Here is a 25,091-nt window from a genome sequence, read left to right as displayed (position 1 = left end):
CTTCCTGGATCGGATCAGATCAGCTCGGCATCGGCGAGCCGGATGAACCTCGTGCCGGTGGCGAGCAGCTGCGGCAACGCGGCCGCGAACCCCTCGGCGGTCGCGCCGTCGGGACGGTTCGCGTGGGCGATGACGATGTCGCCCTTCGTGACGGTACGCAGCGCCGCTGCCACTTGGCCGCTCGAGAGGGTCGCGCCCGCGTCGCCGTTCACGGAGAATCCGACGGGAATCTCACCGAGTTCGCGCACGATCTCGACCGCGACCTCGTCGTAGTGGGCGGTGCCGGACCGGAACCATCGTGGCGCCCGGCCGGTGATCGCCGTGAGCTTCTCGTGGCAGCCCAGGACTTCGTCGATCGCGGCGCCGACGTCCTTGGTGCCGTTGATGCCGTACGCGGCCCGCCCGTTCACCGACAGCGGTCGGTGGCTGGTCCCATGGTTGGCCATGTCGATGAGCCCGGTGTCGACCAGCCGTTCAACAGCACCCGGATTTGCGTCGATCCAGCGTGCGTTCACGAACACGCCGGCCGGAACCTCGTGCTCGACCAGCAGGTCAATGAGCCGCTGGTCGAGGGCCGCGCCACCCGGGCCGCCGCACAGATCGAGGGTGAGGAGCACGCCGTCCGCTTCGGTCCGGCCCGGCACGCCGGTGACGTCCAGACCCCACTCCTTGGGCACTCGGCCCGCGTACTTCTCCGACAATGCCGTCCTGTCCAACTCCGCCCGCGTCGGCACTGGGGTGGCGGTCGGGCCGCTGGTCGGTGAGGGTTCGGGCGCCGGGGCGCTGACCGTGGACGTGCTGTCGGGACCCGGTCCCGGGGCGCACGCCGCGAGCCAGGAGGCGGTGGCCAGACCGGCACCGATCACGACGCGGCGGCTGACAGCAGGGGACGGGTGGTGCATTCCTGCACGCTATCCGAGGGCGAGCCCCCTCGGCACCGAGCGCTCAATCGTTCCGGGGGGACAGATCCGACACCGCCGGTCCCTCGAGAACGGTGCCGTCGGCAGCGAAGCGAGACCCGTGCAGCGGGCAGTCCCAGGACTGCTCGGCGTCGTTCCAGCGGACGACCCCGCCCATGTGGGAGCACGCGCCGGGGATCCGGCAGGTCACTCCGCCCACGGTCGACACGGCCTCCGGCAGTCCGCCCGCCCCGCGGCCGACCACACCTTGGCCTTCCGCCGGTGGCTGGTCCGGCAGGCTGGTCAGTTCGGCCTGGACCCACCCCTTGGTCGCTTCGACGACCGCGCCGCCGACGAGCTTGGCGGTGCTGGTCACCCCGGCTGGCTTGGTCACCCGCTTGCGGAGAGTCTCGGCCCAGGGCTTGCCCGACAGCGAGCCGGGGGAACCGAGGATCTCCTGCGCGAGGCTGAGCGCGGCGGCGACCGCGTTCGTCATGCCCCACTTGTTGAATCCGGTGGCGACGAAGATCTGGCCGCCGCCGCGGGGGAGTTCACCGACGAAGGGGACGCGGTTGATCGACTGATAGTCCTGGGCCGACCAGGCGTGGACGCGCTCGGCGCCCGGGAAGTGTTCTTCGGTCCACTGGTCGAGGCCCGCCACCGCGTCGAGGGCGGAGTCCTCACGGCCAGTCACGTGGCCATTTCCGCCGACCATGAGCCACTGCTCACCGTCGACCGTGACGGTGCGGAGGGAGCGGGTGGGCTGGTTTGCGCTGAGATACATGCCGAGAGGAATGGTGCTGCCCGGGACCCGATAGGTCGCGGCATAGGACCGCAGAGGGAGCAGCTTGGCGAAATAGCCGCCCCGGTCGAGCACGGGCGCACCCGTGGCCAGGACCAGACGGTCAGCGGTCACCTGCCCGCCGGTCGTGGACACGGTGAGTGGGGAGCCGGGGTCGGCATCGGTCACCCGCACCCCCTCGATGAGCACCCCGCCACGATCCGCGTACTCCTCCCGCAGCGCGTCCAGCACCCGCAGCGGATGCAGCTGCAGCTGATCCGGCAGGGTCAGCGCACCGGCCGAGAAGGGGAGCTCGGTCTGCTCGGTCCAGTTGACGCGCAGCCCGGCGGCCTCGCAGGCGTCGAACTCTTCGCGCAGGGCGGTGAGTCCGCGGTCGGTGGTGGCATAGGTGTACGCGTCGCGGCGCTCATAGCCCACTTGGTGATCGTCGAGATAGCGGGTGAGCCAGGCCTGGCCCTCTCGGTTGCCGTCGAGATAGGCCTGCAGGACGTCCTCGGAGTGGTGGCGCAGGATGTCGGAGAACACCAAGCCCTGCAGCAGGGACAGCTTCCCGGTGGTGTGCCCCGTGGTTACCGCGCCGACGCGGCGGGCCTCCACGAGTGCGGTTCGCTGGCCGGCGCGGGCGAGCAGGACGGCAGTGACCAGTCCGGTCAGTCCGGCGCCGGCGACGACGGTGTCGAAATGGACCCCGACCGGCAGCGAATCGTTCGCAAGGGGGGAGAGGGGATGAGTCGCATGCCACACGGAGTCCATGGTCAACTGTCGCCAAAATGGCCGGCGCAGGCCACACCCTTTTGGGGGAGATTGACGTCCAGCAGGATGACGCCGACCGTGGCCTCCGTGAGGAAGGCCAGCGCGTCCTCGGCGGTCGCGCGATGTCTCGACGGTGAGCCCGAACGCGGTGAAATACTCACGCGTCGCGCCCGCGAGCTCCTGCTCGTCCTCCACGATCAGCACGTCTGTTTGCATCGCCCCTCCTGGGGCCGGTCTCGCAGCAACGAGCCATCATGGACCCATGACGATTCTGAAGATCAACGCGATCACGGTCCCGGCGGACAGCGGTGACGAACTGGCGCGGCGCTTCGCGCAGCGCGCCGGGGCAGTCGACGACCAGGACGGGTTCGAGGGCTTCGAGCTGCTGAAGCCGCTGGATGCGGACCGGCACGTGTGGCTCGTGATGACCCGCTGGCGTGATGAGGAGTCCTTTGCCGGCTGGATGAACTCCCGGGACTTCAAGGCCGCGCACGGTGGACGCGGCACGGAGGCTCCGTCCGGTCACGACGGCCCGCCGACCGGCCAGAAGCCGGTCGGGATGAGCGCTGAGCTGTGGAGCTATGAGGTGGTGGACCTCGGCTGAGTCGGATCGTCCGCGGGCCAGCCCTCGTGCAGGAGGGCGAGGGCGGCCGCCTGATCGAGCAGCGGTTGCCGCATCTCCTCGTGCAGGAACTGCAGCAGTGCCTCGGACAGCTCCGCGTGGTCGGAGGTGACGGAGTCCACGGCCACGGCGGCATGCAGGTTCTCCGCGAAGGCCGTGATAGCCGTCTGCGCCACGCAGCTGTGGGTGGAGACGCCGCACACGAGCACGTGTGCGACGCCGCGTCGATCCAGCGCCGCCTTCAGCCCGGTCCCGTGGAACGCGCTGTCCCGAGTCTTGACGATCTCGACGTGATCGCGGGTGTCGAGATCGGCCAGGAACGCCGCCTGCTCCGTCCCCGGGAACGCGAACCCCTGCCGGTCCGCCCGCATGTTCAGCGTCCACGTCGAGCCGTCACGCTGGTGCTCGGTGCGCACCAGCACCACCGGCCTCCCGGCGTCGTGTGCCGCCCTGATCAACTCGTTGACGCACGCGAGCACCGCGTCCTTCTTGTCCGCGAGCCCGGGCAGCTCGAAATAGGAGTTCTGCATGTCGATGACGAGCAGGGCGGTCTCGCCGGACGGTTGCGCGAGTTGGGCCGGGCCGGGCGAATCCGGCTCGGTCATGTGCGCCACCAGGTGTCCCGGATCTCTACCGGCGTGGTCCGCTTGTGCCGCGTGCGCCACCAGATCGTTTCGATCTTCTCCGCCACCTCCTCGGGCACCTCGCGCCCCTCGAGATAGTCGTCGATGTCGTCATAGAGCAGCCCGAGCTCGTCTTCGTCGGAGCGGCCCACATTGTCGTCGAGCAGATCGGCGGTCGGCACCTTGGCCCACAGCTGTTCCGGGGCGCCGAGGTGCTGCAGCAGCTGGCGGTTCTGGCGCTTGTTCAGCCCGAAGAGCGGCAGGATGTCGGCGGCGCCGTCGCCGAACTTCGTGAAGAACCCCGTCACGCTCTCAGCGCCGTGGTCGGTGCCGATCACCAGCAGCCCCAGATCTCCCGCCAGCGCATATTGCGCCACCATCCGGAGCCGCGCCTTGGTGTTGCCCTTGGTGAAATCGGTGAGCGACGTCCCGACGGCACGCAGATATTCCGACTCGAAGCCGTCCACGCCCGGTGCGACGTTGTAGGTCACGGTTTGGTCGGCCCCCACGAACTCCACCGCGGCTGCCGCATCCGCTTCGTCGTGCTGCACGTTGTAGGGCAGCCGCACCGCGACGAAGACCGACGTCCCGCCGGCCGTGCGTACGCGCTCCGCGGCCAACTGGGCCAGCCGGCCCGCGAGTGTGGAATCGAGCCCGCCCGAGATGCCCAGGACGTAACCCTTCGCGTGGGCCGCAGCCTGATAGTCGGCCAGGAACTGGACCCGGCGTTCCACCTCGGCCGCGGGGTCGATCTCGGGGAGCACCCCGAACTCGTCGATGATGGTCTGCTGCAGTGGTCGCATTGCACCATTGTGGCCGGTCACGCCCGGCAGGGCACCACACCCCTGGGGGCGGTGACCTCAGGCCGGACTATGCCCGACGCTCGTCGCCTTCGGTCGCTTGGTGATGAACGGCAGGACCGCACCGACGAGGGCGATGATGCCGACCACGGTGTAGGCGCGGACGTAGTTGCCCTCCGTGCCGATCAGGGCGGAGATGAGCAGGGGGCCGACCACGCCGCCGATCGACCAGGCGATGAGCATGAGGCCATAGATGCTGCCCGCGTTCTTGAGGCCGAAGAAGTCGCCCGCCGTCGACGGCATGGTCCCGAACGCGCCGCCATAGCAGAGATAGATCAGCGCGGCGAGGACATAGAACAGGGCAGGGTTGGTCGCGCGCGGGATGAGGATCAGGCACACACCGAGGATCACCAGGATGCCGATGAACGACGGCATGCGGCCGATCTTGTCGGACAGCGCGGCCCAGCCCATGCGGCCGCCGCCGTTGAACAGGCCCATGACCCCGACGAGCGTCGCGGCCGCAGCGGGGGAGAAGCCGGCGACCCCGGAAGCCGTGGATGCCGCCTGGGAGACCAGTGAGATGCCACCGATCACGGCGATGGCGAGGATGGCGGTCAGCAGATACCACTGCGGCGTACGCAGAGCTTCCGCCTGGGTGAAGTCCCGGCCAGGCGTCACCTTCTGGGTGGGCGTCTCGTCCTTGGCTCCCGCGACCGTGTAGCCGGCGGGCGGGTTCACAAACGTCGACGCGCCCAGCAGACCGGCGACGAGATAGGCGATCCCGAGCCAGAGGAATACCTTCGTCGGGAACTGCTGATAGTCGGCGCTGCCGGAGATCATCGCCTGCGCGACGGGCGAGGTGATGACGGCGCCGAAGCCGAATCCGCCGACGGCGATGCCGGTGATCAGACCGCGCTTGTCGGGGAACCACTTCTGGAGGAGGGCGATCGGCACGATGTACGCCAACCCCAGTCCGAACCCGCCGATCACGCCATAGCCCAGGATCAGCAGCCACAGATCATCGGCGCTGCGGGCGAAGCTCGCGAGGATGATGCCCAGCGCGTAGAGCACGACCCCGGCGAGCCCGACGATGCGGGGCCCGCGCTTGTCCTGGATCCGGCCGCCCAGGAACGATCCGACGAAGATCATGCCGATCGCGACCTCGAAGGGCACGGCGGCGACCATCGGGGAGAGTCCGAAGGACTCCTCGGACTGCAGCGCCTTCGCGAACGTGCTCCAGGCATAGACCGCGCCCAGGGCGAGCTGCACGAGCAGGCCGCCGATGAGAATGAGCCACCGATTGGGTGTGCGGGACGTCGAGGTCGATGTCGGGGTGTCCGAAAGGTGCGCCATTGAATCCTCCTCGGCCGGTCACTGGCTTGTCAGCGTACGGGTCCCGATTCCCGAGTGGGATCGAGGGCACGTCCCGTCTTGAACATTGGTATGTCACAGCGGTGAACTAGCATCGCGCTGATGGTTGTCCCCGCCTATCCCGACTGGGTTCTCGAGCTCGACGACGACCGCATGCTGCGGTTGTTCGGTGCCGAGTCCCTTCGTCGCGGCCGCGTCTATGCCGCGCAGTCACGGGTGAGCGGCATCAGACCGGCCACCAACATCGTGGCCGCGCAGGTGGCGGGGAACGGCTATCACCCCTATCAGACGACCGTTGCGGCGCCGACCGGTGTTGATTCGTTGGTGACGTCCTGCTCCTGCCCGGTCCGGCGCAACTGCAAGCATGCGGTCGCGCTGATCCTGCACATGCGGACCGGTCTCGAGCGCCGGGCCGCCGGCCCCGTGGCGCCGGCCGCCGGACCCTCCTGGCAGCAGGCCCTGACTCCGCTCGTCGGAAACCGCGCGACCCGCAGCCGCGGCGGCGGACGGCTGGCGCTGCAGCTCAACCAGGGGCAGTCCGGCTTCTGGCTGCGGCCCCTGCGCAGCGGAACCCGGGAGCCGTGGGTGAGGTCCGGCGCCGAGTGGGAGGACATGCGGTTCGGCTTCGGTGGTCAGCTGGCGGCCTCTCAGCGGGAGCCGCTCGCGCGGCTGCTGGCGACGCGACGCACCGACGCCTATGGCGCTCATCAGCAACGGATCACCCAGCTGATGCTGGCGGACCTCCGGCCCGAGGCCTGGGTCGAGTTGCGGCAGGCCGTGCAGAGCGGCGTCGACCTGCTCCCCGGCTCGGGTCTGCAGGGCACACAGCTCCCCCCGATCGAGCTGATCGACGACGCCTTCGTTCCGACGGTGGTGATCGATCAGGTTCCGGCCGGCCTGCAGGTGACGACGATGGTCGTTCTCGAGGGCAGGGAGTTCGCTGTCGACGGGACGTCGTTCGTGGGCTATCCCGCGAACGGTGTCGCCCTGCAGGCCGACGATCGGCTCCTGCTCGGGCCGCTGTCCCGCGAGCTCACGCGGGACGAGCACAGCCTGTTCGCCCGGAGCGGGATCGTCGAGGTCCCGAACAGTGATGTTGGTCTGTTCGCCAGCGGCTTTCTGCCCCGGCTGCGGGACCGTTTGGAGGTACGCCTCCATGACGGTGTGGAACTCCCCGAACCATCACCGCCGACCTTGGTCGGACGCATCCAATTCGCCGCTGTCGGCGCCACCGACCTATCCGACACTGTCGGCACCACCGACCTATCCGACACTGTCGGCACCACCGACCTATCCGACACTGTCGGCACCACCGACGAAGGGGAGCCGGTCGCCGGCGGTGCCCGGTGGGCCAGCGTCGACTGGGGCTATCGCTATCGGATCGGCGAACAGACACACTTGGTGTCGGCCACTCCCCGGGCCGATGATCCACCGGTCCGCGACCTGAAGGCCGAGGCAGGGATTGCGAACTCGCTTCCCGCGGGGCCGTGGCGCACTCAGGCGGAAACCACCCACCACCCCGACGCCGAACAAGCCCAGCTCCGATCGGTCACGATCAGCGGTCGCGCGCTCATCACGTTCGTGACCGACGTCCTGCCTGCGCTGGCCGGCCGGGACGACGTGGAGCTCGCGATCGAGGGCCAGACGCCCGCGTTCCGGGAAGCCGAGACCGCTCCCGAGGTCAGCCTGCGGGTGACCGAGCCCGAGGCGGGGGACTGGTTCAACCTGGGCGTGGAGATCACGGTGGACGGTGAGCAGGTCCCGTTCGAGCCGCTCTTCCGGGCACTGTCGCTGGGCGAGGACCACCTGATGCTGGACTCCGGGACCTGGTTCTCCCTCGACCGTCCGGAGCTGGATCAGCTGCGTCGGGTGATCGAGGAAGCGCGCGGGATCATCGACCACGACGACGACACCTTTCGGCTGCGCCCCGAGCACGCGGGCCTGTGGGAGGAACTGGTCTCGCTCGGCGTCGTCGCGGAGCAGTCGGACGCCTGGCGGGAGGCGGCGTCGGCATTGCTGGACGTCGAGCAGCTTCCGGAGATCCCTGAACCGGCGGGGCTGAATGCCGAGTTGCGGCCCTATCAGAACACCGGTCTGCGCTGGCTTGCGTTCCTCTGGCGGTCGCGGCTGGGTGGGATCCTCGCCGATGAGATGGGTCTGGGCAAGACGGTCCAGGCGCTCGCCCTGGCCAAGGCCGCGGAGGAAGCCGGCGAATTGACGGCCCCGCTGCTGGTCGTGGCGCCCACCTCGGTGGTGGCCACCTGGGCGGCCGAGGCCGAGAAGTTCACCCCCGAGCTGCGGGTCGTGGCGATCACGCAGACCGAGAGTCGCCGGGGCGAGGGGTTGGCGGATGCCGTGGCGGGGGCGCAGGTGGTGCTGACGTCCTACACTCTGCTCCGCCTCGAGGCCGACAGCTATCACGCGCTCGAATGGTCGGCTGTGCTGTTGGACGAGGCCCAGTTCGTGAAGAACCGCGCTTCGAAGGCCTATCAGGCGGTGCGCAAGCTGCGGGCGCGGACGAAGATCGCGTTGACCGGCACGCCGCTGGAGAACAACCTCATGGACCTCTGGTCGCTGCTGTCGATCACCGCGCCCGGGCTGTTCGCGGATCCGAAGAAGTTCGGCGACGTCTATCGCAAGCCGATCGAGGGCGGGAACAATGAGGTTCTCGAGCGGCTCCACCGGCGGATCCGGCCGTTGATCCTGCGCCGGACCAAAGCGGCCGTCGCGACCGAACTGCCCGAGAAACAGGAGCAGATCGTGCCGATCGAGCTCAGCCCGTCGCATCGCAAGATCTATGACAAGCACCTCGCACGCGAGCGCCAGAAGATCCTCGGGCTGATCGGCGACGTGCGCCGCAACCGGATCACGATTCTCCGGTCGCTCACCCTGCTGCGGCAGCTGGCGCTGTCGCCGGCGCTGGTGAAGGAGGAGCACGCAGAGCAATCCGCCAAGATCGATGTTCTCGTCGAGCGGCTGAGCGAGGTGATCGCCGAGGGCCATCGGGCGCTGGTGTTCAGCCAGTTCACGGGCTTTCTGGGGCTGGTCCGGGATCGGCTGGCCGCGGAAGGGATCGCGTACGAATATCTCGACGGCCGCACCCGCGACCGCGCGGCCCGCATCGCTGCCTTCCGGGAGGGGGACGCGCCCGCCTTCCTGATCTCGCTGAAGGCCGGTGGGTTCGGGCTCACGCTGACGGAGGCGGACTACGTCTTCATCCTCGATCCCTGGTGGAACCCCGCAACCGAGGCACAGGCCATCGACCGGACCCATCGCATCGGCCAGGACAAGCCCGTGAACGTCTATCGCCTGGTCGCGATGGACACCATCGAGGAAAAGGTCGTGGCCCTGCAGGAGCGCAAGCGGGATCTGTTCGATGCCGTCGTCGGGGCAGCATCGGACCTGGCTGCTCCCTTGAGCGCCGAGGACATTCGGGGTCTGTTGGAGCACTGATTTCTTTGGGGAAATCGCGCACACCGTCCGATCAGATGTGCACCACTTCCAGGTGGCCGCGCAGCTCGGCCCGCCGCTGGTCATCGGTGCCGCTCAGGCGGTGATCGCCGACGATCCGACCATCGACGAGCAACAGCACCCGGTCGGCTGCGGCGGCCACCTGCGGGTCGTGGGTCACCATGACGACGGTGCTCCCGGTGCGCGCACGGTCCGCGATCAAACCGAGCACGCGGGCGGCGTTGGCGGAGTTGAGGGCGCCTGTGGGTTCGTCACAGAAGAGGATCTCGGGGTCGTTGATGAGGGCCCGGCAGAGCGAGACGCGTTGCAGTTCGCCACCCGACGCCTGGGTGAGGTCCCGGTCGGTCAAATGGCCGACGCCCGCAGACGTCATCAGTGCTCGCGCGCGGTCGACGAGTTGTGCGCGGTCTCGGTGGCCGGCGACGAATCCGGGCAGCACGATGTTGTCGAGCAGGTTCAACGTGCCGAGGAGCCGCGGCTGCTGGAACACGAACCCCATCCGGGTCAGCCGCAGGTCCGCGAGTTGCTTCTGATTCAGGGTGGTGAGGTCATGGCCCAGCAGGTGCACCCGCCCAGAGGTTGGGGGGTCGATGCCGCTGAGACAGTAGAGCAGCGTCGACTTGCCCGAGCCGGACGGGCCCATGATGGCGACGAACTCGTCGGCACCGATCTGGACGTCGATGCCGTCGAGGATGCGTGTGCCGCCGAAATCCCTGATGAGGCGGGTTGCTTCGATCATGGTCATTCCTCCGTGACGCTGCGGACGGACAGGTGCTGCAAGTGGGTGGATCCCAGTGCGCTGCCGGTCACGACAGCGGACGCCAGGACGAGGGGCAGGGAAAGGGCGGCCAGCCATGGCATCCCTTGGAGTTGCAGGCCGGGGGCGCCGAGGAATGCGCCGGCTGCCGGGGCGACCAGGAATCGGCCCGTGAGCGCCGCGATGATCGCGCCGGCGAGGAGACCGCAGGCCAGCAGCGCCAGATAGCGGACGTTGAACGTTCGGCGCAGACGCCCGTCGGAAACCCCAATGCCCCGGAGGACCGCCCATTCGCCGGCTCCCGTGGCGAGCACCAGGTGCAGGAACAGCGCGGTGAGCCCGAGAGTCACCACGCCCGCGAGCACAATCGCGGCGCGCACCAAGAGATCAAGGTTGTCCAGGACTGACCCCATTGTCTGCCGGGAGACATCGTCGACACCCAGGATCACTGCGCCCGGGAACTGCTCGTGCCACCGGGCGACAGTCGCAGCGCGGTCCACGTTCGGGGCGAGGAGGATGGCATGAGTCCAACCCACGACCTGCTCGTCGGGCACCTGCCAGACGCCCTTGGCCGTGCGGCCACCGTTGGTGATGTCCTGATAGACGCCGCTGACCCGGAGTGGGCGTTCACCCAAGGCATCGCGGAACATCACCTGATCACCGACCCCGACTTCGCGTTCGCTCGCGACCCGATAGGACACGGCCACCTCATCGCGGGATGTCGGGGCACCGCCGTCCGCGTACTGCAACGGAAAAGCCGCATGGTCGCCCAAGTCGACAGGGACCTGCTCCCAGCCATCGGGAGTTTTGACCTGTCCGCGGATCTGGGTGAAGGCTGCCCGGCGCGCGATCGCGGGATCCGAAGCGAGGCGCGAGTCGAGCGTCCTTGCGGTCCCGGCGTCACGCGTTTCAATGAGAGCGTCGCTGCGGCCTATGCCGAGATATGTCACAAAACCCGGTGCCCGCATCGTCGTCGCAACCTGCGCTGGCAGGAAGCACATGAGGGCGAGCAGCGCGAAGACCAACACAAGTCCGATCTGGCCCGGCGTCGAGGCGCTGCGCAGGCCAAGCCACGTCGTTGCCGGCAGTCGGGACCGCGACAACCGCCAGCGCCAGAGCCAAGGCCGCCGCGTCGCGGTGGTGGCGCGCATGGCCGCCAAGGCAGGAATCCGGCTCACCGGGCGCAGCAGCCACCAACAGAAGGCGACCGACCCGGCCGCGACGACGACGGCTGCACCGATCCAGGCCACGACCGTGGCCGCGTTCGAGGTCGGCGAGCCGATCTCCAGCAGAGCTCCGCGCGTGAGCGGTCCCTGGAGCACGGGGGCGAGTCCGGCGCCCAGAGCGGCTCCGAGAACGGCGAGGAGGAGATATTTGGTGAGGTATGCGCGGCGGATCCAGGTCACCGGCAGACCGACCGCCTTCATCGCCCCGATCTGACTCAGGTCGGCGGCGACGGCCGTGCGAATAGCGAGGCGAACTGTGAGAGCCCCCACGGCCGCCACGAGCGCCGCGACCATGGCGACGAGGATGGCGACCAGCATCGAGGACACCCCGGCCAACAGGCGAATGGATCCCGCGTCGATGGCGGGACCTTGGGCGGGGAGGCCTGCGGCAGTGTATGCCGCCAAGACCTCCCCCGACTTCGCTCCCTCGACGAGCCGGAATTCGATGAGGTGCTCCGCGGGAACGTGCGCGGCGATCCACGCTACGTCGTCCGGGTGGAACAGCAGACGCTTGGAGGTGACCAGGGGTGGGGTTCATCTGCGAATCCCGCAAGAAGGAGCTGACGACGAAGTCGCGCGTTTCGCTGCCCAGCCGCAGCCTGACCTGGTCGCCGGGCTGCAACTGGTCGCGATAGACCAGCGGCATGGCGACTTCGCCGGGTTCGGGGGCAAGCCGCCGGTCGTCGAGATCGAGCAAGAAATCGAAGCGGGGACTCTGCACCGTCGCGGCTGGCTCAAGGACGGAGTCGCCTTGCGGTCGGCCAGCCAGCTCGAGCTGGGTCAGAGGCAGTGGATAGGTCGCGAGCACCTGCGCATCGGCGATGGCCGGCTGACCCTCGGCCCAGGACAGGACAACCCGCTCATCGAGTCCGCCCGCATGCATCTGCAGGACGTGCGGCACCGCGGCCCGCTCGAAGAGCCGATCAAGGGCGCCGGAGACCGACGTGACCGTGCCGGCACCTGCCGCAAGGAGCGCGCTTGAAACAATCAGCAGGATCGCCAGAGCGACGCTGGTGACCCGGTTGCGGGTCAGGTCCCCGCGGACGAACTTCCACAGCACAAGGGTTCTCCTAGGTGACGAACCCCAACAGGTCGGTCAGGGTTCCGGGGCGGGCGCCGAGCAACCGCTCCGCTTGGGTGACGAAGATGGCGATGGCCTGGCCGCGATCCCGACCGGGCCGCTCGATCAGGCCGCTGTCGAAAAGGAATGCTGACGCGGCGAGAATGACGTCGATGCTCTCCGCGGGATGCGAGGTGTCGAACGTGCCCTCCTCGACACCCTGTTCGACAATGCGGGCGAGGACGGGACCCAAGTCGGTAACGAGTTTGGCAAGCACTTGGATGTGGGCGGTCACGTCGAGCGCTTGCTCCAGGTGATCGGTCAGGTTCTGAACGTGTTCGTCGCTGCGCTGGCGACCCCAGAACAGGATGATCTTCTCCGGCGCGCTGAGGTCCGGCGCATCCGCGATCTGCGCAGCCTCGGCGACCTGTGCGGCCACCTGTTGATCGACGAGCGTGTGCAGCAAACCTTCCTTGGAGGGGAAGTGGTGATAGAACGTGCCCTTCGCAATGCCGACCCGCTCGAGGACGTCGTTGATCGTCGTCGCGACATAACCCTTCTCGGCGAACAGCGCCGCGGCCGCGGCCAGGATCTCTGCCTTGCGTTCCTCGGGCTGCTTGACGATGCGATTCATGGGCCCTCCTGGCGTCAGTCTAGGTAACCGACCGACCGTCGGTTGGTCATCTCGGAATTCGGGCCTCGATCGCCTGATCGAAACGCCGGAGTCTGATCTGCTGCCTGGGCAGGACGAGGGCGGGAGAATAGGGGAAGATGAGGGGCAGATAGAACGCATTACCGGGCCGGAGGAAGATCCATGCCGAACCAGCTCTCGACGGAGAAGCGAGTCCTGATCGTCGGGCTCGGGATCGCCGGCATGTCTTCCGCGATTGCTCTGCAGCGGGCCGGTTGGCATCCCGTGATCGTCGAGAAGTCCAGAGTGCGACGACAGGCTGACTACTACACCAGCTTCGACCGCACCGGCCGCAAGGCAGCGGAGAAGCTGGGTGTGTTGGAGTCGATCCATCAGCGCACGCCAGAGAAGCGCACGTTCCTCCAAGTGGATCAGGACGGTCAATTGGTCCCGGTCGCCCGTTCCACTGTGAAGGCGAGCGACCCTGCCGTTGTCCTTCGCAGTGACATCGAGAACGGGTTGTGGTCCGCGGTCGAGGGCGAGATCGAGGTGCGGTTCTCGACGCGGGCGATCTCGATCGAGGACGGATCACACGGGCTGCTCGTGTTGCTGGAAAACTCGGCGACCGGCCAGCGGTCCGAGGAGCAGTTCGACTTGCTGATCGGTGCCGACGGCATGCGGTCGACCGTGCGACGGCGGATCTTCGGGCCGGATGAACGCTTCCTTGTGCCGTTCGACTCGATGGTGTGCCAGTTCGATCTGGATGAGCCGCTGCAAGGTGTGGACCCCGAGGCCACGGTCGTGATGTCGGAGACGGATCGGGCGCTCGGCATCTTTCCGTTCAGCGACCGCCAGCCTGCCGTGCGCTTCGCCTATCGCACCAAGAACGTCAACGCCCAGTCAGGCCGACCGCCGATTCAAATTCTGCGCGAAGTCTTCGCGAAGGACATCCACAAGCCCGTCGTCGCCCAGTGCCTCGATGCCCTGGAGCGCACCAATGACTATCTGTTCGACTCCGTGCACCAGGTGCACATGGATTCCTGGCGCAAGGGCCGCGTGATCCTGCTCGGGGATTCGGCGTGGTGCCTGACGCTCTATTCGGGGATGGGCACTTCGGCGGCCCTCCACGGCGGCGTCGTGTTGGGGGAGTGCTTCGAGCGGCACCCGGAGAGCCTGGATGACGCAATCGCCGCTTGGGAGCGCAGGTTGCGACCGTTCATCTGGGGCAATCGGGTGCTGGCGGGTCCGTTGCACGAGTGGTTCGTGCCGTCCCGGCCACTGGTGACCTCTGCCATTGCCGCGGGGTGGAAGGTCTCCGAGGCGGTCATGCGGATGCGCCCGGGGCGCAGGGACTGAGTCCCGGACGCATCCTGTCTGGCGCTCGTCTCCGGTGGTGCGGAGCGCTCTCGGTTCTTGTCGGAGGCCTCGTCTAATATCGTTCACATGTTCGATATTGAGATGAAAAGCGTAACTACTGGATCTATCCCGGCCCATGGCCACGAGCGGATCGCTTGGCCCGTTGATCCGTTGCCGCCGGAAGAGTGGACGGCATGGTGTGCGGCGGATGCCGAGCGCTTGGACGTCGAGGCGATCGAGGCTTGGCTGGCGGGTTCGTGGTGTGCGGATGCGCTGGATGCTGACTGCGAACGGGGCCTTCACGCGGACTTCGAGGGAGATGGCGGCAGTCCGCCGACGGACCCGGATCCCCCGCCGGGTGGTCGGGATGGATTGAGCGGTGGGTTGGACCAGTCCGAGGTGGCGTTGTGGCGACACGTGCTGGCCGAGGCGGTGCTGCCGCATGAGGAGGCAGCTTTGGTGGGTCTATTGCGGGAGCTGGAGGATCTGAGGTCGGCTGCCGCGGCGGTGCAGGCGCGGGTGGCGGTCGCGTTCGATGCCGCGCGGCGCCAGGGTGAGGCGGATCGAGGGGTCGCGCCATCGAAGCGGGGCAAGGGGATCGGCGGCGAGGTGGCGCTGGCTCGGCGTGAGTCTCCGTTTCGCGGTGGGCGTCTGCTCGGCTTGGCGAAGGCGCTGGTTCATGAGTTGCCGCATACCCTGCGGGCGTTGGCGGCCGGAACGTTGAACGAGTGGCGTGCCACCATCGTGGCACGGGAGACCGCCTGTCTGGGGGTCGAGGACCGGCTGGCGGCTGATGCGTGGCTGGCTGAGCATCTGGTGGCGCACCCGACGCTGGGGGATCGTCGGTTGGCCGCCGATATTCAGCGCAAGGTGATCGAGCTCGATCAGGCGGCGGTGGTGCGGCGTCGGGCCAAAGCAGCGGGTGGTCGGCGGGTCAGCACACGTCCGCTGCCTGATGGCATGGTGCAGTTCACCGCGATCCTGCCGCTGGTTCAGGGGATTGCTCTGCTCGCCGCACTGAAGCAGGCTGCTGACGCGCACCGGGCCGCGGGCGGTGATCCTGAGGGTGGTGAGCAGCGCAGTCATGGGGCTGTCATGGCTGACACCCTGTTCGAGCGTGTCACCGGTCGGCCCGCTGAGGACCCGGCCGATGTCACGGTAAATGTGGTGATTACCGACGAGGCGCTGTTGTCGGAGTCGGAGGAGCCCGCTCATGTCGACGGCTATGGTCCGATCTCGGCGGCTTGGGCGCGTCGGCTCATTGCCGACACGGTCGACTCCAGCCAGCTGATTGCGCTGCGGCGGCTTTTCCGGGGCCCGGGGCGAATGATCCGCATGGAGACGGCGAGTCGCCGTTTCACGGGAGGGCTGCGCGATCTGATCGCGCTGCGTGACCAGCAGTGCCGCACGCCGTGGTGTGACGCGCCGATTCGGCACACCGATCATGTCAGGGGCCATGCCGAAGGCGGATCGAGTTCCTATCGGAATGGCCAGGGTCTGTGCGAGGCCTGCAACTACGCCAAGCAGGCCACCGGCTGGCGGGCAACCGCCAAGCAGGACCCGACCCGCGGTCACGTCGTCACGGTCACGACGCCCACCGGTCATTCCTACGAGTCCACGCAGCCTGCCGGCCCCGCCTGAGGAGGATAGATACGGGAGTACGGTGGAAAAGTGAACCCCGATTCGCCGGAACTCTGGACGATCGGACACTGGGTGTGCTCCGAGCAGGCGTTCCTCGCGGCGCTGCTCGGCGCTGAGATCGACGTGCTCGCCGACGTCCGTGCTCAACCGGGTTCCCGGCGCAGTCCCCAGTTCAGCAAAGACGCCATGCCCACGTGGCTGGCGGCAGCCCAGATCGACTATGTCCACCTGCCCGGACTCGCCGGGCGCCGACCCAAGCAGCCCGGCATCCTGCCCGAGCTCAATGCGGGCTGGCGCAACCAGAGCTTCAAGAACTACGCCGACTACACTTTGACGGCGCCCTATGCGGACGGCTTGGCCGAGCTCATGGACCTGGCATCCGACCGTCGGGTCTGCATCATGTGTGGTGAGCCCATGCCTTGGCGCTGCCACCGCTCCCTGATCGCCAACAGCCTCACGGCACGCGGCTGGACCGTGTGGCACCTGTCCACCAGCGCCGCGCCGCGCCGTCACCAGCTCGGCGCCTGGGGTGCCGAGCCCGTGGTGGCCGAGGACGGCACGATCGTCTATCCGCCGGTGTGAAGACGTTCCGTCGGGTGCATCATCTGCTCGGCGAGCAGGTTTGTGGGCGAAGTGGGCCACGGCTGGGCTAATGGCAGCCGGGAGACTCGCTTCGCTGGCCTCGTGAGTGGATTTGGTGTGGGTATACCCCCACCAAAGTCACTCACCAGAGGGCAAGCCGAGGTCATGGGCTCGTCCATGCGGTCAGCAGGGCGGGCGACGACCCAAGGCGGCTGCGGGCACCCGGCCCACTGTCAGGCCTCCGACCCATGGGCGAGCCCCTCGCTGGTCAGCGTGCGCGACACCGGTCCAGCACCCGAAGGCAGGCGGTTGCGTGCGTCGTGCACGACAAAGCCCGCCCTGACTGCTTCTGTTGTCAGAGCGGGCTCCGATTTGGGGTGAGTAACGGGACTCGAACCCGCGACCACCTGGACCACAACCAGGTGCTCTACCAACTGAGCTATACCCACCATGTGCCCCTGCCGGGGCGACTATGAACAATACCCCAGATTCTCCGGGGTGTGAAATCCAATAGCCTCAGGTGCTGGCGGACGCGGTCGCATTGGACGCATCAACCGCGCGTACCCCCGTCAACGCCCCCGCATGTCGCTCCGCCAGCGCTCGGCAGGTGTCGGTGTCGGGACCGGGCTGGGGCACGAAGAGGGCGTCCCGGTAGTACCGCAACTCCTCGATCGATTCCTGGATGTCGGCGAGGGCACGGTGGTTTCCGGACTTCCCGGGGGTGTTGAAATAGATCCGCGGGAACCAGCGACGCGCGAGCTCCTTGATGCTGGACACATCAACGTTGCGATAGTGCACGTGGGCTTCGAGGGTGGGCATGTCGCGGGCGAGGTACGCCCGGTCGGTGCCGATCGTGTTCCCGGCCAAGGGCGCCTTGCGGGGTTCGGGGACGTACTCCCTGATGTACGCCAGCACCTGCTCCTCCGCATCGGCCATCGACAACCCGTCCGCGAGCAGCGGCAACAGGCCCGACTTGGTGTGCATCTCACGGACGAAGTCACCCATCTTCGCGAGCGCCTCGTCGCTGGGCTTGATCACGACGTCGATTCCTTCGCCGAGCACCTCCAGGTCGGGGCCGGTCACGAGGGCCGCCACCTCGATGAGGGCATCCCCACCAGCCAGGTCGAGGCCGGTCATCTCGCAATCGATCCATACCAAAAGGTCATTCACCCGCCCCACTCTAGGACGCCGTCCCTTCTTCGTCGCGGAACATCCGCACCGCACCGGGTCGTCGGGGCAGCCAACGGGTGAACCAGGCGGCGCCCAACCAACACACCGCGCCAACGGCGAGCGACGCCGACCACAACGGAGCCAGCGCAACGATGGCACTCACCAGCAGGGGCCCGCCCGCGTTGCCCGCGTCGGTCAGCAATCGCCACGCGCCGAGGAATTTCGCACGGGCGTTGACCGGCGCGGAGTCCGAGCCGAGCGTCATCACGATGCCCGCCGAGAACCCGTTCGCGACCCCCAGCAGAATCGCGACGAGCGTCACGGTCAGCGGGCCGTGCGTCAGTGGCAGGATCGCGAATCCGACACCGAGCACGACGAGGGTCGGCACGGCCGAATAGAACCGCCCGAACCGGTCCATGATCCAGCCGGACGGATAGAACATGCTCATGTCCGCGAGCGCTGCGAGCGCGAAGATCATCGCGATCGTCTCGGGGGAGAGCCCGACCGCCTCCGCCCACAGTGGCAGGACGCTCAGCCGCGCCGCTCTGCCCAATTGGACGACCATCCCGCCCATCCCGAGCGTCGCCAGTGCCTGCCACCGCGACCGCACCACCTCGACCATGCCGGGCCCTCGCACGGTGCCGCGTGGTGCGCGCCCCTCGACATCAGGCAACGCCCCGGTGAGGACGGCAGCCACGATGCTGAACGCGGCCGCTGCGGCGTACGCGGCCGAAAGACTGACCGTCGCCACGACCAGCGCGCCGATCATCGGGCCGAGGAACTGGCCGATCCGATAGACGCCACCGAGCGTCGAAAGCGCGCGGGCGCGTTGGTGGGCGGGGATGACTTCGGTGAGGTACGCCTGCCGCGCCAGCCCGATGACCGCGCCGGCCAGACCTGCTGCGAAGACACCCACCCCCAGGATCCAGACGCTGTTGGCCTGCCAGCAGAGCAACAGCGCCGCGGCCTCCAGCAGCGCCGCTCCGACCAGAGCTCGCTTCTCGCCGAACCGGGACGCGATCATCCCCGCCGGAATGTCCCCGATCAGCTGGCCGAAGCCGAACAGCGCCACCAGGAACGCCGCTGCTTCCAGGCTTGCCCCCATGTCCCGCGCCGTCAGGGCCACCAGCGGCAGCACCGCGCCATGTCCGGTGGACACGAGCAGCGTCGGCACATAAGCAGCAACCGCGATCCGGCGCCAGTCGAGGGATTGAGTCACCGGCCCACCGTACGCCCGCGGGCCCGGCCGCAAGCAACTCAGCCTTCGTGTGCGCTCTGCGCCCCGGGCGAGACTCGAACTCGCGGCCAGCCGCTTAGAAGGCGGCTGCTCTATCCAACTGAGCTACCGAGGCAGGTTCGGGACCAGGCGGTCGAACCACGCCCGATTCTAAGACCATTCCCGGAGGATCGTTTACACGTCGACGGACACCTTGCGGGCAGCTTTGGCCTCGACCTCACGCAGGTACTCTGGCGCCGTGCAGCCGGCGACCATCGATGAGCGGAGAGACCTCCGCCGCAACAACCTGCCGCTCCCATCCGAGCGCAGGCCTTGGATCGAGCGTTTCCTGCGGTCGAAGTGGACGTGGATCGTGCTGGCGTTGTTGCTGGTGGAGGCCGCCGCACTGATCGCGGTCGGATTCCAGATGGTGCCGGACCGTCCCGTGCCCGGAGGCGTCACCTACGGCACCGGCATCGAGGCGGTCGGGCCGGCGACGAAATATGCGCTCATCACCGTCATCCCGCTCAGCCTGCTCTTCCTGTGGGCGGACCGGTTCCGGCCGCAGAGCTTCTGGGTGTGGCTGATCACGTTCGGCTGGGGCGGGACGATCGCGGTCTGGGCGTCGTTCAACATCAACACGTTCGCCGCTGAATACATGTCCATCGTCGGACCGGGCGACCCCCGGGCGGCCAGCCGTGCCGCCACGTTCATCGCTCCGTTCGTCGAGGAGGCGATGAAGGGCGTCGTCCTCTTCCTCGTCGCGATCGTGCTGCGCTATCGCATCGTCAGCAAGCTGTCCGGCATCGCGTTGGGCGGCCTGGTCGGCGCGTCGTTCGCGTTCGTGGAGAACATCTACTACTACGCGAGCACCTATCGTGCGGCCTCCAATACGAGCGGTGCCGGGGATCCTGACGAGCGGCTCGCTGAGATCTTCCAGCTGCGCGGGATCCTGACCTTCTTCGGCCACCCGCTGTTCACGTCGATGATCGGCATCGGCATCGCCGTGGCGCTGCGGTCCAAGTCCAAGCTCGTGCGAGTGCTGGCGCCGGTGACCGGCTTCCTGGTCGCAGCACTTCTCCACATGTTGTTCAACGGCACGGCGTCCATGGGCCTGCCGACCAACGTGCAGTTGCTGCTCCTGCTGTTCGTGGCCTATCCGATGGTCATCAGCCTTGTGATCTTCACCATCCGACAGTTGATCGTGGAGAAGCGCCTGATCCGGGCGCGGCTCACCGATTATGCGCGGATGGGGTGGCTGCCGGACACGGACGCACACTGGGCATCCCGGTTGACGACGCGCGTACGCGTCCTCTGGCAGGCACTCTGGGAGGGCCGCTTGTTGTCGACCTGGCGTCTCCAGCGAGCCCTGACCGAACTGGCCTATTTGCGGGACTCCATGGCTCGTGGTCTCGTCGACGATGGCGGCATGGTGAGGGAGAAGGAGCTCTTCGCGCGGATCCGCGGGCTCCGGCAGCGGGGTTTTGTCGCACCCAGGGAACGGACGAGTTACCCGTGGACCCGGCGGGGGCGGCGTACTCCCGACCCAACCTGGGCGCCACCTGCTCAGATTTCTCAGGGCGATCCGAGGGTTCCGAGTGGGGTGCCGCTAGGATCCGGTGGAACCACATACTCTCCAGTAGATCCCCGCTGGGCGCCACCCGGCACCTAGGAGGCCCAATGGCCAGCAGCCGTCTGCAGGAAGCTCTCACGGAGTTGCGGCAGGCGGTCGCCCCGGCCCAACTGCCGCTCACGCTGCCCGGCGCGTCCGATCAGACTCGTGCGGTGCGGGAGATCACGGCGCAACTGGACGATTACATCCTGCCCCGGCTGGCAACGCTCGACGCGCCGCTGCTGGCCGTGGTCGGCGGGTCGACCGGTGCCGGCAAATCGACGCTCGTCAATTCGCTCGTGGGACGCGAGGTCACCAGGCCCGGCGTCATCAGGCCGACCACCAAGGCGCCCGTGCTCGTCCACCATCCGCAGGACCGCATCTGGTTCGAGGGCGACCGGATCCTGCCCGGACTGTCCCGCACGACCGGCCATTCCAACGACCAGCGCGAGCTGCAGCTCGTCGTCGAGGACACGATCCCGCCGGGGCTGGCGATTCTCGACGCGCCCGATGTCGACTCGGTCGTGGAGGAGAACCGGCGTCTCGCCGCCCAATTGCTCGCTGCCGCCGATCTGTGGTTGTTCGTGACGTCTGCGGCGAGGTACGCGGATGCGGTGCCCTGGGAGTTTCTTCTCCATGCTGCGGAGCGCAGCGCGGCGGTGGCCGTGGTGCTTCAGCGGGTGCCCCCGGCGGCGATGGGTGACATCCCTGCGCACTTGGGCCAGATGATGACCGAGCGCGGTCTCGGCAGCTCGCCGCTGTTCGCCGTGCCCGAAACGACCGTCGACGAGGAGGGACTGCTGCCCGACGCAGCGGTCTCACCGATCCGGACGTGGCTGGCCACGTTGGCCGCCGACGCCGCGACCCGACAGGAGGTCGTCCACCAGACACTCGACGGGGCGATCGGTGCGCTGACCGCGCGTACTCCCGGCTTGGTCCGTGCGCTCCAGGACCAGGAGTCAGCGCTGGCGCTCCTGCGCGAGGACGTCGACAAGTCCTATGCCGAGGCGGTCCGCACGGTCAATGTCCAGACGGCGGACGGCACGTTGCTGCGCGGTGAGGTGCTGACCCGATGGCACGACTTCATCGGGACCGGCGAGGTTTTCCGGATCCTCGACCAGAAGATCGGGTGGCTCCGCGACCGCATCATGAACGTTTTCCGCGGCCAGCCGGCCGGGTCGGAGAAGGTCACGGTGGCTGTCGAGTCGGGTCTCGAGGCACTGCTGCGCGAGGAAGGCGAGGCGGCGGCCGAACGCGCCGAGGCCGCGTGGCGCGCCAACCCCGCGGGCCGGGAACTGCTGGCCCGCGCCGGGGAGGACCTGTCCCGCTCGTCGCGTGACTATCCCAACGACGCCGCCCGGATGATCCGGGACTGGCAGGGCGCCGTGCTCGACATGGTCGCGGACGAGGGCGCGGAGAAGAAGTCGCAGGCGCGCTTCCTCGCGTTCGGTGTCAACACCGTCGGGTTGGCGCTGATGATCGTGGTGTTCGCCTATACGGGCGGTCTGACGGGGGCTGAGGTGGGGGTGGCCGGTGGCACGGCGGCCCTGGCGCAACGGTTGCTGGAAGCGGTGTTCGGTGATGACGCGGTGCGCAGACTCGCAAAGAAGGCGAAGGCCGACCTCGACGCCCGCGTAGAGGCTTTGATGGCGGAGGAACTGGCGCGCTTCCACCAGCTGCTCGAGTCGGTCAGCGTCGATCCGGAGCGGGCGGAGTCCATCAGGTCGGCGACCGATGCAGTCGAGACCGCTCGCGCTGCGGGCGATCTGCCCGTCGCGCCCGCGATGGCGCGCGATGCCGAGCGGGAGCGGGTCGACCTGTCGATCGCGGAGGACGGCCCGAGGGAATTGGAGGGCGAGATGTCGGGTACGCCCTATGCCCTCGAATCAGGACCAAGTGAGCAGGAAGCCGGCGGTCGCGACATCGTGGACGCCGAGATCGTCGAGCACCCCCGGGACGGAGCGCACGATGGCCGCTAGGGACAAGGCCGCCAAGGACCTCGGTGCTCGGCTGCGAGCGCTGCGGCAGGCCGCGGAGAATGCCCGGGGTCGGGTCGACGACGACGTCGTGGATCCGGCGCTGCAGGTTGTCGATCGGGCAGGCCGGCGGCTGGAGGTGTCCGGCGATGCCACTGTTGTGGCCTTGGGTGGCGCCACCGGCTCCGGCAAGTCGTCGACGTTCAACGCGCTGACCGGGACGGAATTGGCGGTGCCCGGAGTGCGTCGACCCACCACCCGGCGCACGCTCGCGGTGAGCTTCGGTGCCGACTCGGCGGACGACTTGCTGGACTGGCTCGAGATTCCCAACCGCCATCGCGCCGAGCCCGGTCCCGGCAGCTCGAAGGAACTCGAGAGCGGGGAAAAGTCGCGCTCGCTGGTTCCGTTCGGACAACGGGGCGGCGGCGATCCCGCGCGTGAACTCGACGGCCTGGTCCTCCTGGATCTCCCGGACCACGACTCCACCGAGGTGACGCACCGTCAGGAGGTCGACCGTCTGGTCGAGTTGGTGGACATGCTGATCTGGGTTGTGGACCCGCAGAAGTACGCCGACGCCGCCCTTCATGACCGCTATCTCAAACCGCTGGCCCGCTATGCCCCGGTGATGATGGTGGTGCTCAACCAGATCGACCGGTTGAGCGCCGCGGAGCGAGAACGTTGCTTGACCGACCTCCGCCGGCTCCTGGATTCGGAGGGTCTGGAAAAGGTCGAGATCGCAGCCATCAGCGCCACCACCGGTGAGGGAGTCGGGGAGTTGCGGTCCCGGATCCGCAAACGCGTCGCGGCAAAGAAGACGGCGGCCCAGCGCCTGGTCACCGACGTCGACGCCGTCGCCGAGAAACTGGCCTCTGCGTCCGGCATGGAGAAGGCCGGGCAGGTCAGCAAGGATTCCGCCGTCCGGCTGAACAAGGCGCTGGCGGTGGCAGCGGGCGTGCCCGTCGTGTCGGAAGCCGTCGGCAAGGCCTGGCGGCACCGCGGAGGGATCGCCACCGGCTGGCCCGCGCTGGCGTGGATCGCCAAGTTCCGGCCCGACCCGCTGCGTCGGCTCCACCTGGACCGCTGGGGGTTGGGCAAGCGTGGGAAGGAGATCGACCCCGCACGGGTCTCCCGGACCTCTCTTCCGGCCACCACCTCGGTGCAGCAGGCCCGCGTCGACTCGGCCGTGCGCGATCTGGCGGACGAAGCAGCGGAAGGTCTGCCCAGGGGCTGGGCGCTCGCGGTCCGGGATGCCTCACGGACCCACCAGGACGTGCTGCCCGACCAACTCGACCGGGCCATCGCCACCACCGAGCTCGGCCTCGATCAGAACCACGGCTGGTGGATCTTCGTCAAGGTTCTGCAGTGGCTGTTGATCGCCTGCGTGGTCGGAGGACTCGCCTGGCTGGGGGTGGCGTTCGTGATGCTCTATCTGCAGCTGCCGCCCCTGCCCGACATCTATTGGTGGGGGCTGCCCGCGCCGACTGTCCTCGTCGTCGGTGGCGTCCTGGCCGGGTTGTTGGTCGCGCTGCTGGCGCGAATCGGTGTCGAGGTGGGTGCGCGCAGAGCCGAGCGGCGGGCCCGGTCGGAGCTGATCTCCTCGATCGCTCGGGTTACCCGGGAGAAGGTCGTCGAGCCCATCAACGCCGAACTCGATCGGCACGACCTCGTGCGCACGAGCCTGGAGGAGGCGCTGCGCTGATCTCGCGGGGCCAGTCGCCTTCCCGATCGGCGGCTCCCGCTGCCGGGTTGTCCACATCCGTTCTGCATTGCCGAGCGCTGTCCACAGGCGGACGTCGCACGAGGTCCGCCGGACGCCCTATCTCGCAGTGTGCTGACAGGGACCACCGACCGGTGGGCGATGACAAAGGAGCGCACATGGAACCGATCGTGACCATCAGCGGCCGCCTCGGCACGAACGTGGATTTCAGCAAGAAGGACGGTGGCCTCGAGGCCGCGTCGTTCCGAATGGCGACGAGCAGGCGGTTGTTCAAGGACGGGCAGTGGAGTGACGGGCCGACCTCCTGGGTGACCGTGAAGTGTTTCCGCGAGTTCGCCACGAACGTCTCGATGAGCCTGCGCAAGGGGCACCCGGTTGTGGTGACCGGCCGTCTCGAGGTGGAGGAGTGGGTCAGTGATCAGGGCGTTCAACGCCAGACGACCGTGATCTATGCCCATGCGATCGGCCATGATCTCAAATTCTGCGTGAGCACCCACCACAGGCTGGAGCGCAACCGCTCGGAGCCCGCGCCGCCGGACGGCACCGACGCCGATCGTGAGCATGGCTTGCCTGAACCAGCGCACAGCGGCCGGCAGCCGGACGGTGACGAGTTCGAGTCAGCGGAGGACTTCGTCGCCGGCATCGCTGAGCGTGTGGGTTCCCACTGAGACCGTCGGGCTCGCGGCGTGAGCGATCCGCCGTGAGCCCGACGCATCAGGTCGAGCGCCGCTAGGTGTACCCGGCCATCAGGTTGGTGACAGTCGGCTGATGGGTGGGAGCCCGTTGAGTGCGCTGTGGCCTCGTTC

General features: G+C 68.1%; 20 protein-coding genes and 2 tRNA genes. 10 read left to right on the top strand and 12 right to left on the bottom strand.

All coding sequences use genetic code 11. From position 1 onward, the window contains the following. Positions 1-14: 14 nt before the first annotated feature. Complete coding sequence (locus tag ACQ260_RS05400) at positions 15-902, bottom strand: polysaccharide deacetylase family protein (protein ID WP_432558397.1); 888 nt, start codon at positions 900-902, stop codon at positions 15-17. A gap of 43 nt (positions 903-945) precedes the next feature. Continuing rightward, entirely contained in the window at positions 946-2,445 is a 1,500-nt protein-coding gene (locus ACQ260_RS05395; protein WP_432558396.1) for an FAD-dependent oxidoreductase, read from the bottom strand. Between the two features lie 271 nt (positions 2,446-2,716). Here ACQ260_RS05395 and ACQ260_RS05390 point away from each other — a divergent pair, with 271 nt between their 5' ends. After that, complete coding sequence (locus ACQ260_RS05390; RefSeq protein ID WP_432558395.1) at positions 2,717-3,058, top strand: antibiotic biosynthesis monooxygenase family protein; 342 nt, start codon at positions 2,717-2,719, stop codon at positions 3,056-3,058. Here ACQ260_RS05390 and ACQ260_RS05385 read toward each other — a convergent pair. From ACQ260_RS05385 to ACQ260_RS05375, 3 genes are read right to left on the bottom strand one after another with little or no spacing between them, the layout of a single operon-like run. After that, a complete protein-coding gene (locus ACQ260_RS05385; protein ID WP_432558394.1) occupies positions 3,034-3,681 on the bottom strand; it encodes a cysteine hydrolase family protein in 648 nt (215 codons plus the stop codon). The genes ACQ260_RS05390 and ACQ260_RS05385 overlap by 25 nt on opposite strands. After that, a complete protein-coding gene (gene nadE / locus ACQ260_RS05380) occupies positions 3,678-4,502 on the bottom strand; it encodes an NAD(+) synthase (RefSeq protein WP_432558393.1) in 825 nt (274 codons plus the stop codon). The genes ACQ260_RS05385 and nadE overlap by 4 nt, the downstream gene beginning before the upstream one ends. A gap of 57 nt (positions 4,503-4,559) precedes the next feature. Next, positions 4,560-5,852 carry an L-lactate MFS transporter gene (locus ACQ260_RS05375; RefSeq protein ID WP_432558392.1) on the bottom strand — a complete coding sequence of 431 codons (1,293 nt, stop codon included), beginning with the start codon at positions 5,850-5,852 and terminating at the stop codon, positions 4,560-4,562. 120 nt (positions 5,853-5,972) lie between these two features. On the opposite strand from ACQ260_RS05375, the gene ACQ260_RS05370 reads away from it, so the two are divergent. Further along, a complete protein-coding gene (locus tag ACQ260_RS05370) occupies positions 5,973-9,323 on the top strand; it encodes a DEAD/DEAH box helicase (RefSeq protein ID WP_432558391.1) in 3,351 nt (1,116 codons plus the stop codon). A 31-nt stretch (positions 9,324-9,354) separates the two neighbouring features. Here ACQ260_RS05370 and ACQ260_RS05365 read toward each other — a convergent pair whose 3' ends face one another. Next, positions 9,355-10,080 carry an ABC transporter ATP-binding protein gene (locus ACQ260_RS05365; RefSeq protein WP_432558390.1) on the bottom strand — a complete coding sequence of 242 codons (726 nt, stop codon included), beginning with the start codon at positions 10,078-10,080 and terminating at the stop codon, positions 9,355-9,357. A 2-nt stretch (positions 10,081-10,082) separates the two neighbouring features. Further along, positions 10,083-11,642, bottom strand: a complete 1,560-nt coding sequence (locus tag ACQ260_RS05360; protein ID WP_432558389.1) for an FtsX-like permease family protein — start codon at positions 11,640-11,642, stop codon at positions 10,083-10,085. Positions 11,643-11,835: 193 nt separating this feature from the next. Here ACQ260_RS05360 and ACQ260_RS05355 point away from each other — a divergent pair, with 193 nt between their 5' ends. Continuing rightward, positions 11,836-12,306: a hypothetical protein gene (locus ACQ260_RS05355; protein ID WP_432558388.1), complete on the top strand. Its 471-nt coding sequence runs from the start codon at positions 11,836-11,838 to the stop codon at positions 12,304-12,306. Positions 12,307-12,394: 88 nt separating this feature from the next. On the opposite strand, the gene ACQ260_RS05350 is transcribed toward ACQ260_RS05355, so the two are convergent. Further along, positions 12,395-13,018: a TetR/AcrR family transcriptional regulator gene (locus tag ACQ260_RS05350; protein ID WP_432558387.1), complete on the bottom strand. Its 624-nt coding sequence runs from the start codon at positions 13,016-13,018 to the stop codon at positions 12,395-12,397. A 180-nt stretch (positions 13,019-13,198) separates the two neighbouring features. On the opposite strand from ACQ260_RS05350, the gene ACQ260_RS05345 reads away from it, so the two are divergent. The 3 genes from ACQ260_RS05345 to ACQ260_RS05335 all read left to right on the top strand — a co-directional run bounded on the left by ACQ260_RS05345 (position 13,199) and on the right by ACQ260_RS05335 (position 16,594). Next, positions 13,199-14,371, top strand: coding sequence for an FAD-dependent monooxygenase (locus ACQ260_RS05345; RefSeq protein ID WP_432558386.1), 1,173 nt, complete (start codon positions 13,199-13,201; stop codon positions 14,369-14,371). An 87-nt stretch (positions 14,372-14,458) separates the two neighbouring features. Continuing rightward, entirely contained in the window at positions 14,459-16,012 is a 1,554-nt protein-coding gene (locus ACQ260_RS05340) for an HNH endonuclease (RefSeq protein WP_432558385.1), read from the top strand. Positions 16,013-16,042: 30 nt separating this feature from the next. Further along, complete coding sequence (locus ACQ260_RS05335; protein ID WP_432558384.1) at positions 16,043-16,594, top strand: DUF488 domain-containing protein; 552 nt, start codon at positions 16,043-16,045, stop codon at positions 16,592-16,594. A gap of 373 nt (positions 16,595-16,967) precedes the next feature. Here the strand turns inward: ACQ260_RS05335 and ACQ260_RS05330 are convergent. The 4 genes from ACQ260_RS05330 to ACQ260_RS05315 all read right to left on the bottom strand — a co-directional run bounded on the left by ACQ260_RS05330 (position 16,968) and on the right by ACQ260_RS05315 (position 19,116). Beyond that, a tRNA-His gene (locus tag ACQ260_RS05330) sits at positions 16,968-17,043 on the bottom strand. Positions 17,044-17,110: 67 nt separating this feature from the next. After that, positions 17,111-17,764 (bottom strand): oligoribonuclease, encoded by a 654-nt coding sequence (gene orn / locus ACQ260_RS05325; RefSeq protein WP_432558383.1) that lies wholly within the window; start codon positions 17,762-17,764, stop codon positions 17,111-17,113. A gap of 10 nt (positions 17,765-17,774) precedes the next feature. Further along, positions 17,775-18,983 (bottom strand): MFS transporter, encoded by a 1,209-nt coding sequence (locus tag ACQ260_RS05320; RefSeq protein WP_432558382.1) that lies wholly within the window; start codon positions 18,981-18,983, stop codon positions 17,775-17,777. A 59-nt stretch (positions 18,984-19,042) separates the two neighbouring features. Continuing rightward, positions 19,043-19,116, bottom strand: a tRNA-Arg gene (locus ACQ260_RS05315). Between the two features lie 123 nt (positions 19,117-19,239). Here ACQ260_RS05315 and ACQ260_RS05310 point away from each other — a divergent pair. The 4 genes from ACQ260_RS05310 to ACQ260_RS05295 all read left to right on the top strand — a co-directional run bounded on the left by ACQ260_RS05310 (position 19,240) and on the right by ACQ260_RS05295 (position 24,953). Then, positions 19,240-20,652, top strand: a complete 1,413-nt coding sequence (locus ACQ260_RS05310) for a PrsW family intramembrane metalloprotease (RefSeq protein ID WP_432558381.1) — start codon at positions 19,240-19,242, stop codon at positions 20,650-20,652. A gap of 8 nt (positions 20,653-20,660) precedes the next feature. Continuing rightward, positions 20,661-22,571 carry a dynamin family protein gene (locus ACQ260_RS05305; RefSeq protein ID WP_432558380.1) on the top strand — a complete coding sequence of 637 codons (1,911 nt, stop codon included), beginning with the start codon at positions 20,661-20,663 and terminating at the stop codon, positions 22,569-22,571. Then, the gene (locus tag ACQ260_RS05300) at positions 22,561-24,267 is read left to right on the top strand and encodes a dynamin family protein (protein ID WP_432558379.1); all 1,707 of its coding nucleotides are present in this window, start codon (positions 22,561-22,563) and stop codon (positions 24,265-24,267) included. Before ACQ260_RS05305 ends, ACQ260_RS05300 begins: the two co-directional genes overlap by 11 nt. 176 nt (positions 24,268-24,443) lie before the next feature. Next, a complete protein-coding gene (locus ACQ260_RS05295) occupies positions 24,444-24,953 on the top strand; it encodes a single-stranded DNA-binding protein (protein ID WP_432558378.1) in 510 nt (169 codons plus the stop codon). Positions 24,954-25,091: the final 138 nt, after the last annotated feature.

The organism is Ammonicoccus luteus (assembly GCF_050880385.1).
Classification (GTDB): domain Bacteria; phylum Actinomycetota; class Actinomycetes; order Propionibacteriales; family Propionibacteriaceae; genus Enemella.
This window is presented reverse-complemented; position numbering and strand designations above follow the sequence as displayed.

What these genes read in the sequence shown, in the direction of transcription:
- ACQ260_RS05375 (WP_432558392.1), bottom strand. Translation starts at nt 5,852, where the DNA reads ATGGCGCACCTTTCGGACACCCCGACATCGACCTCGACGTCCCGCACA.
- ACQ260_RS05340 (WP_432558385.1), top strand. Translation starts at nt 14,459, where the DNA reads ATGTTCGATATTGAGATGAAAAGCGTAACTACTGGATCTATCCCGGCC.
- ACQ260_RS05400 (WP_432558397.1), bottom strand. Translation starts at nt 902, where the DNA reads ATGCACCACCCGTCCCCTGCTGTCAGCCGCCGCGTCGTGATCGGTGCC.
- ACQ260_RS05370 (WP_432558391.1), top strand. Translation starts at nt 5,973, where the DNA reads ATGGTTGTCCCCGCCTATCCCGACTGGGTTCTCGAGCTCGACGACGAC.
- ACQ260_RS05390 (WP_432558395.1), top strand. Translation starts at nt 2,717, where the DNA reads ATGACGATTCTGAAGATCAACGCGATCACGGTCCCGGCGGACAGCGGT.
- ACQ260_RS05300 (WP_432558379.1), top strand. Translation starts at nt 22,561, where the DNA reads ATGGCCGCTAGGGACAAGGCCGCCAAGGACCTCGGTGCTCGGCTGCGA.
- ACQ260_RS05365 (WP_432558390.1), bottom strand. Translation starts at nt 10,080, where the DNA reads ATGATCGAAGCAACCCGCCTCATCAGGGATTTCGGCGGCACACGCATC.
- ACQ260_RS05305 (WP_432558380.1), top strand. Translation starts at nt 20,661, where the DNA reads ATGGCCAGCAGCCGTCTGCAGGAAGCTCTCACGGAGTTGCGGCAGGCG.
- nadE (WP_432558393.1), bottom strand. Translation starts at nt 4,502, where the DNA reads ATGCGACCACTGCAGCAGACCATCATCGACGAGTTCGGGGTGCTCCCC.
- ACQ260_RS05360 (WP_432558389.1), bottom strand. Translation starts at nt 11,642, where the DNA reads ATGCTGGTCGCCATCCTCGTCGCCATGGTCGCGGCGCTCGTGGCGGCC.
- ACQ260_RS05350 (WP_432558387.1), bottom strand. Translation starts at nt 13,018, where the DNA reads ATGAATCGCATCGTCAAGCAGCCCGAGGAACGCAAGGCAGAGATCCTG.
- ACQ260_RS05385 (WP_432558394.1), bottom strand. Translation starts at nt 3,681, where the DNA reads ATGACCGAGCCGGATTCGCCCGGCCCGGCCCAACTCGCGCAACCGTCC.
- ACQ260_RS05295 (WP_432558378.1), top strand. Translation starts at nt 24,444, where the DNA reads ATGGAACCGATCGTGACCATCAGCGGCCGCCTCGGCACGAACGTGGAT.
- ACQ260_RS05345 (WP_432558386.1), top strand. Translation starts at nt 13,199, where the DNA reads ATGCCGAACCAGCTCTCGACGGAGAAGCGAGTCCTGATCGTCGGGCTC.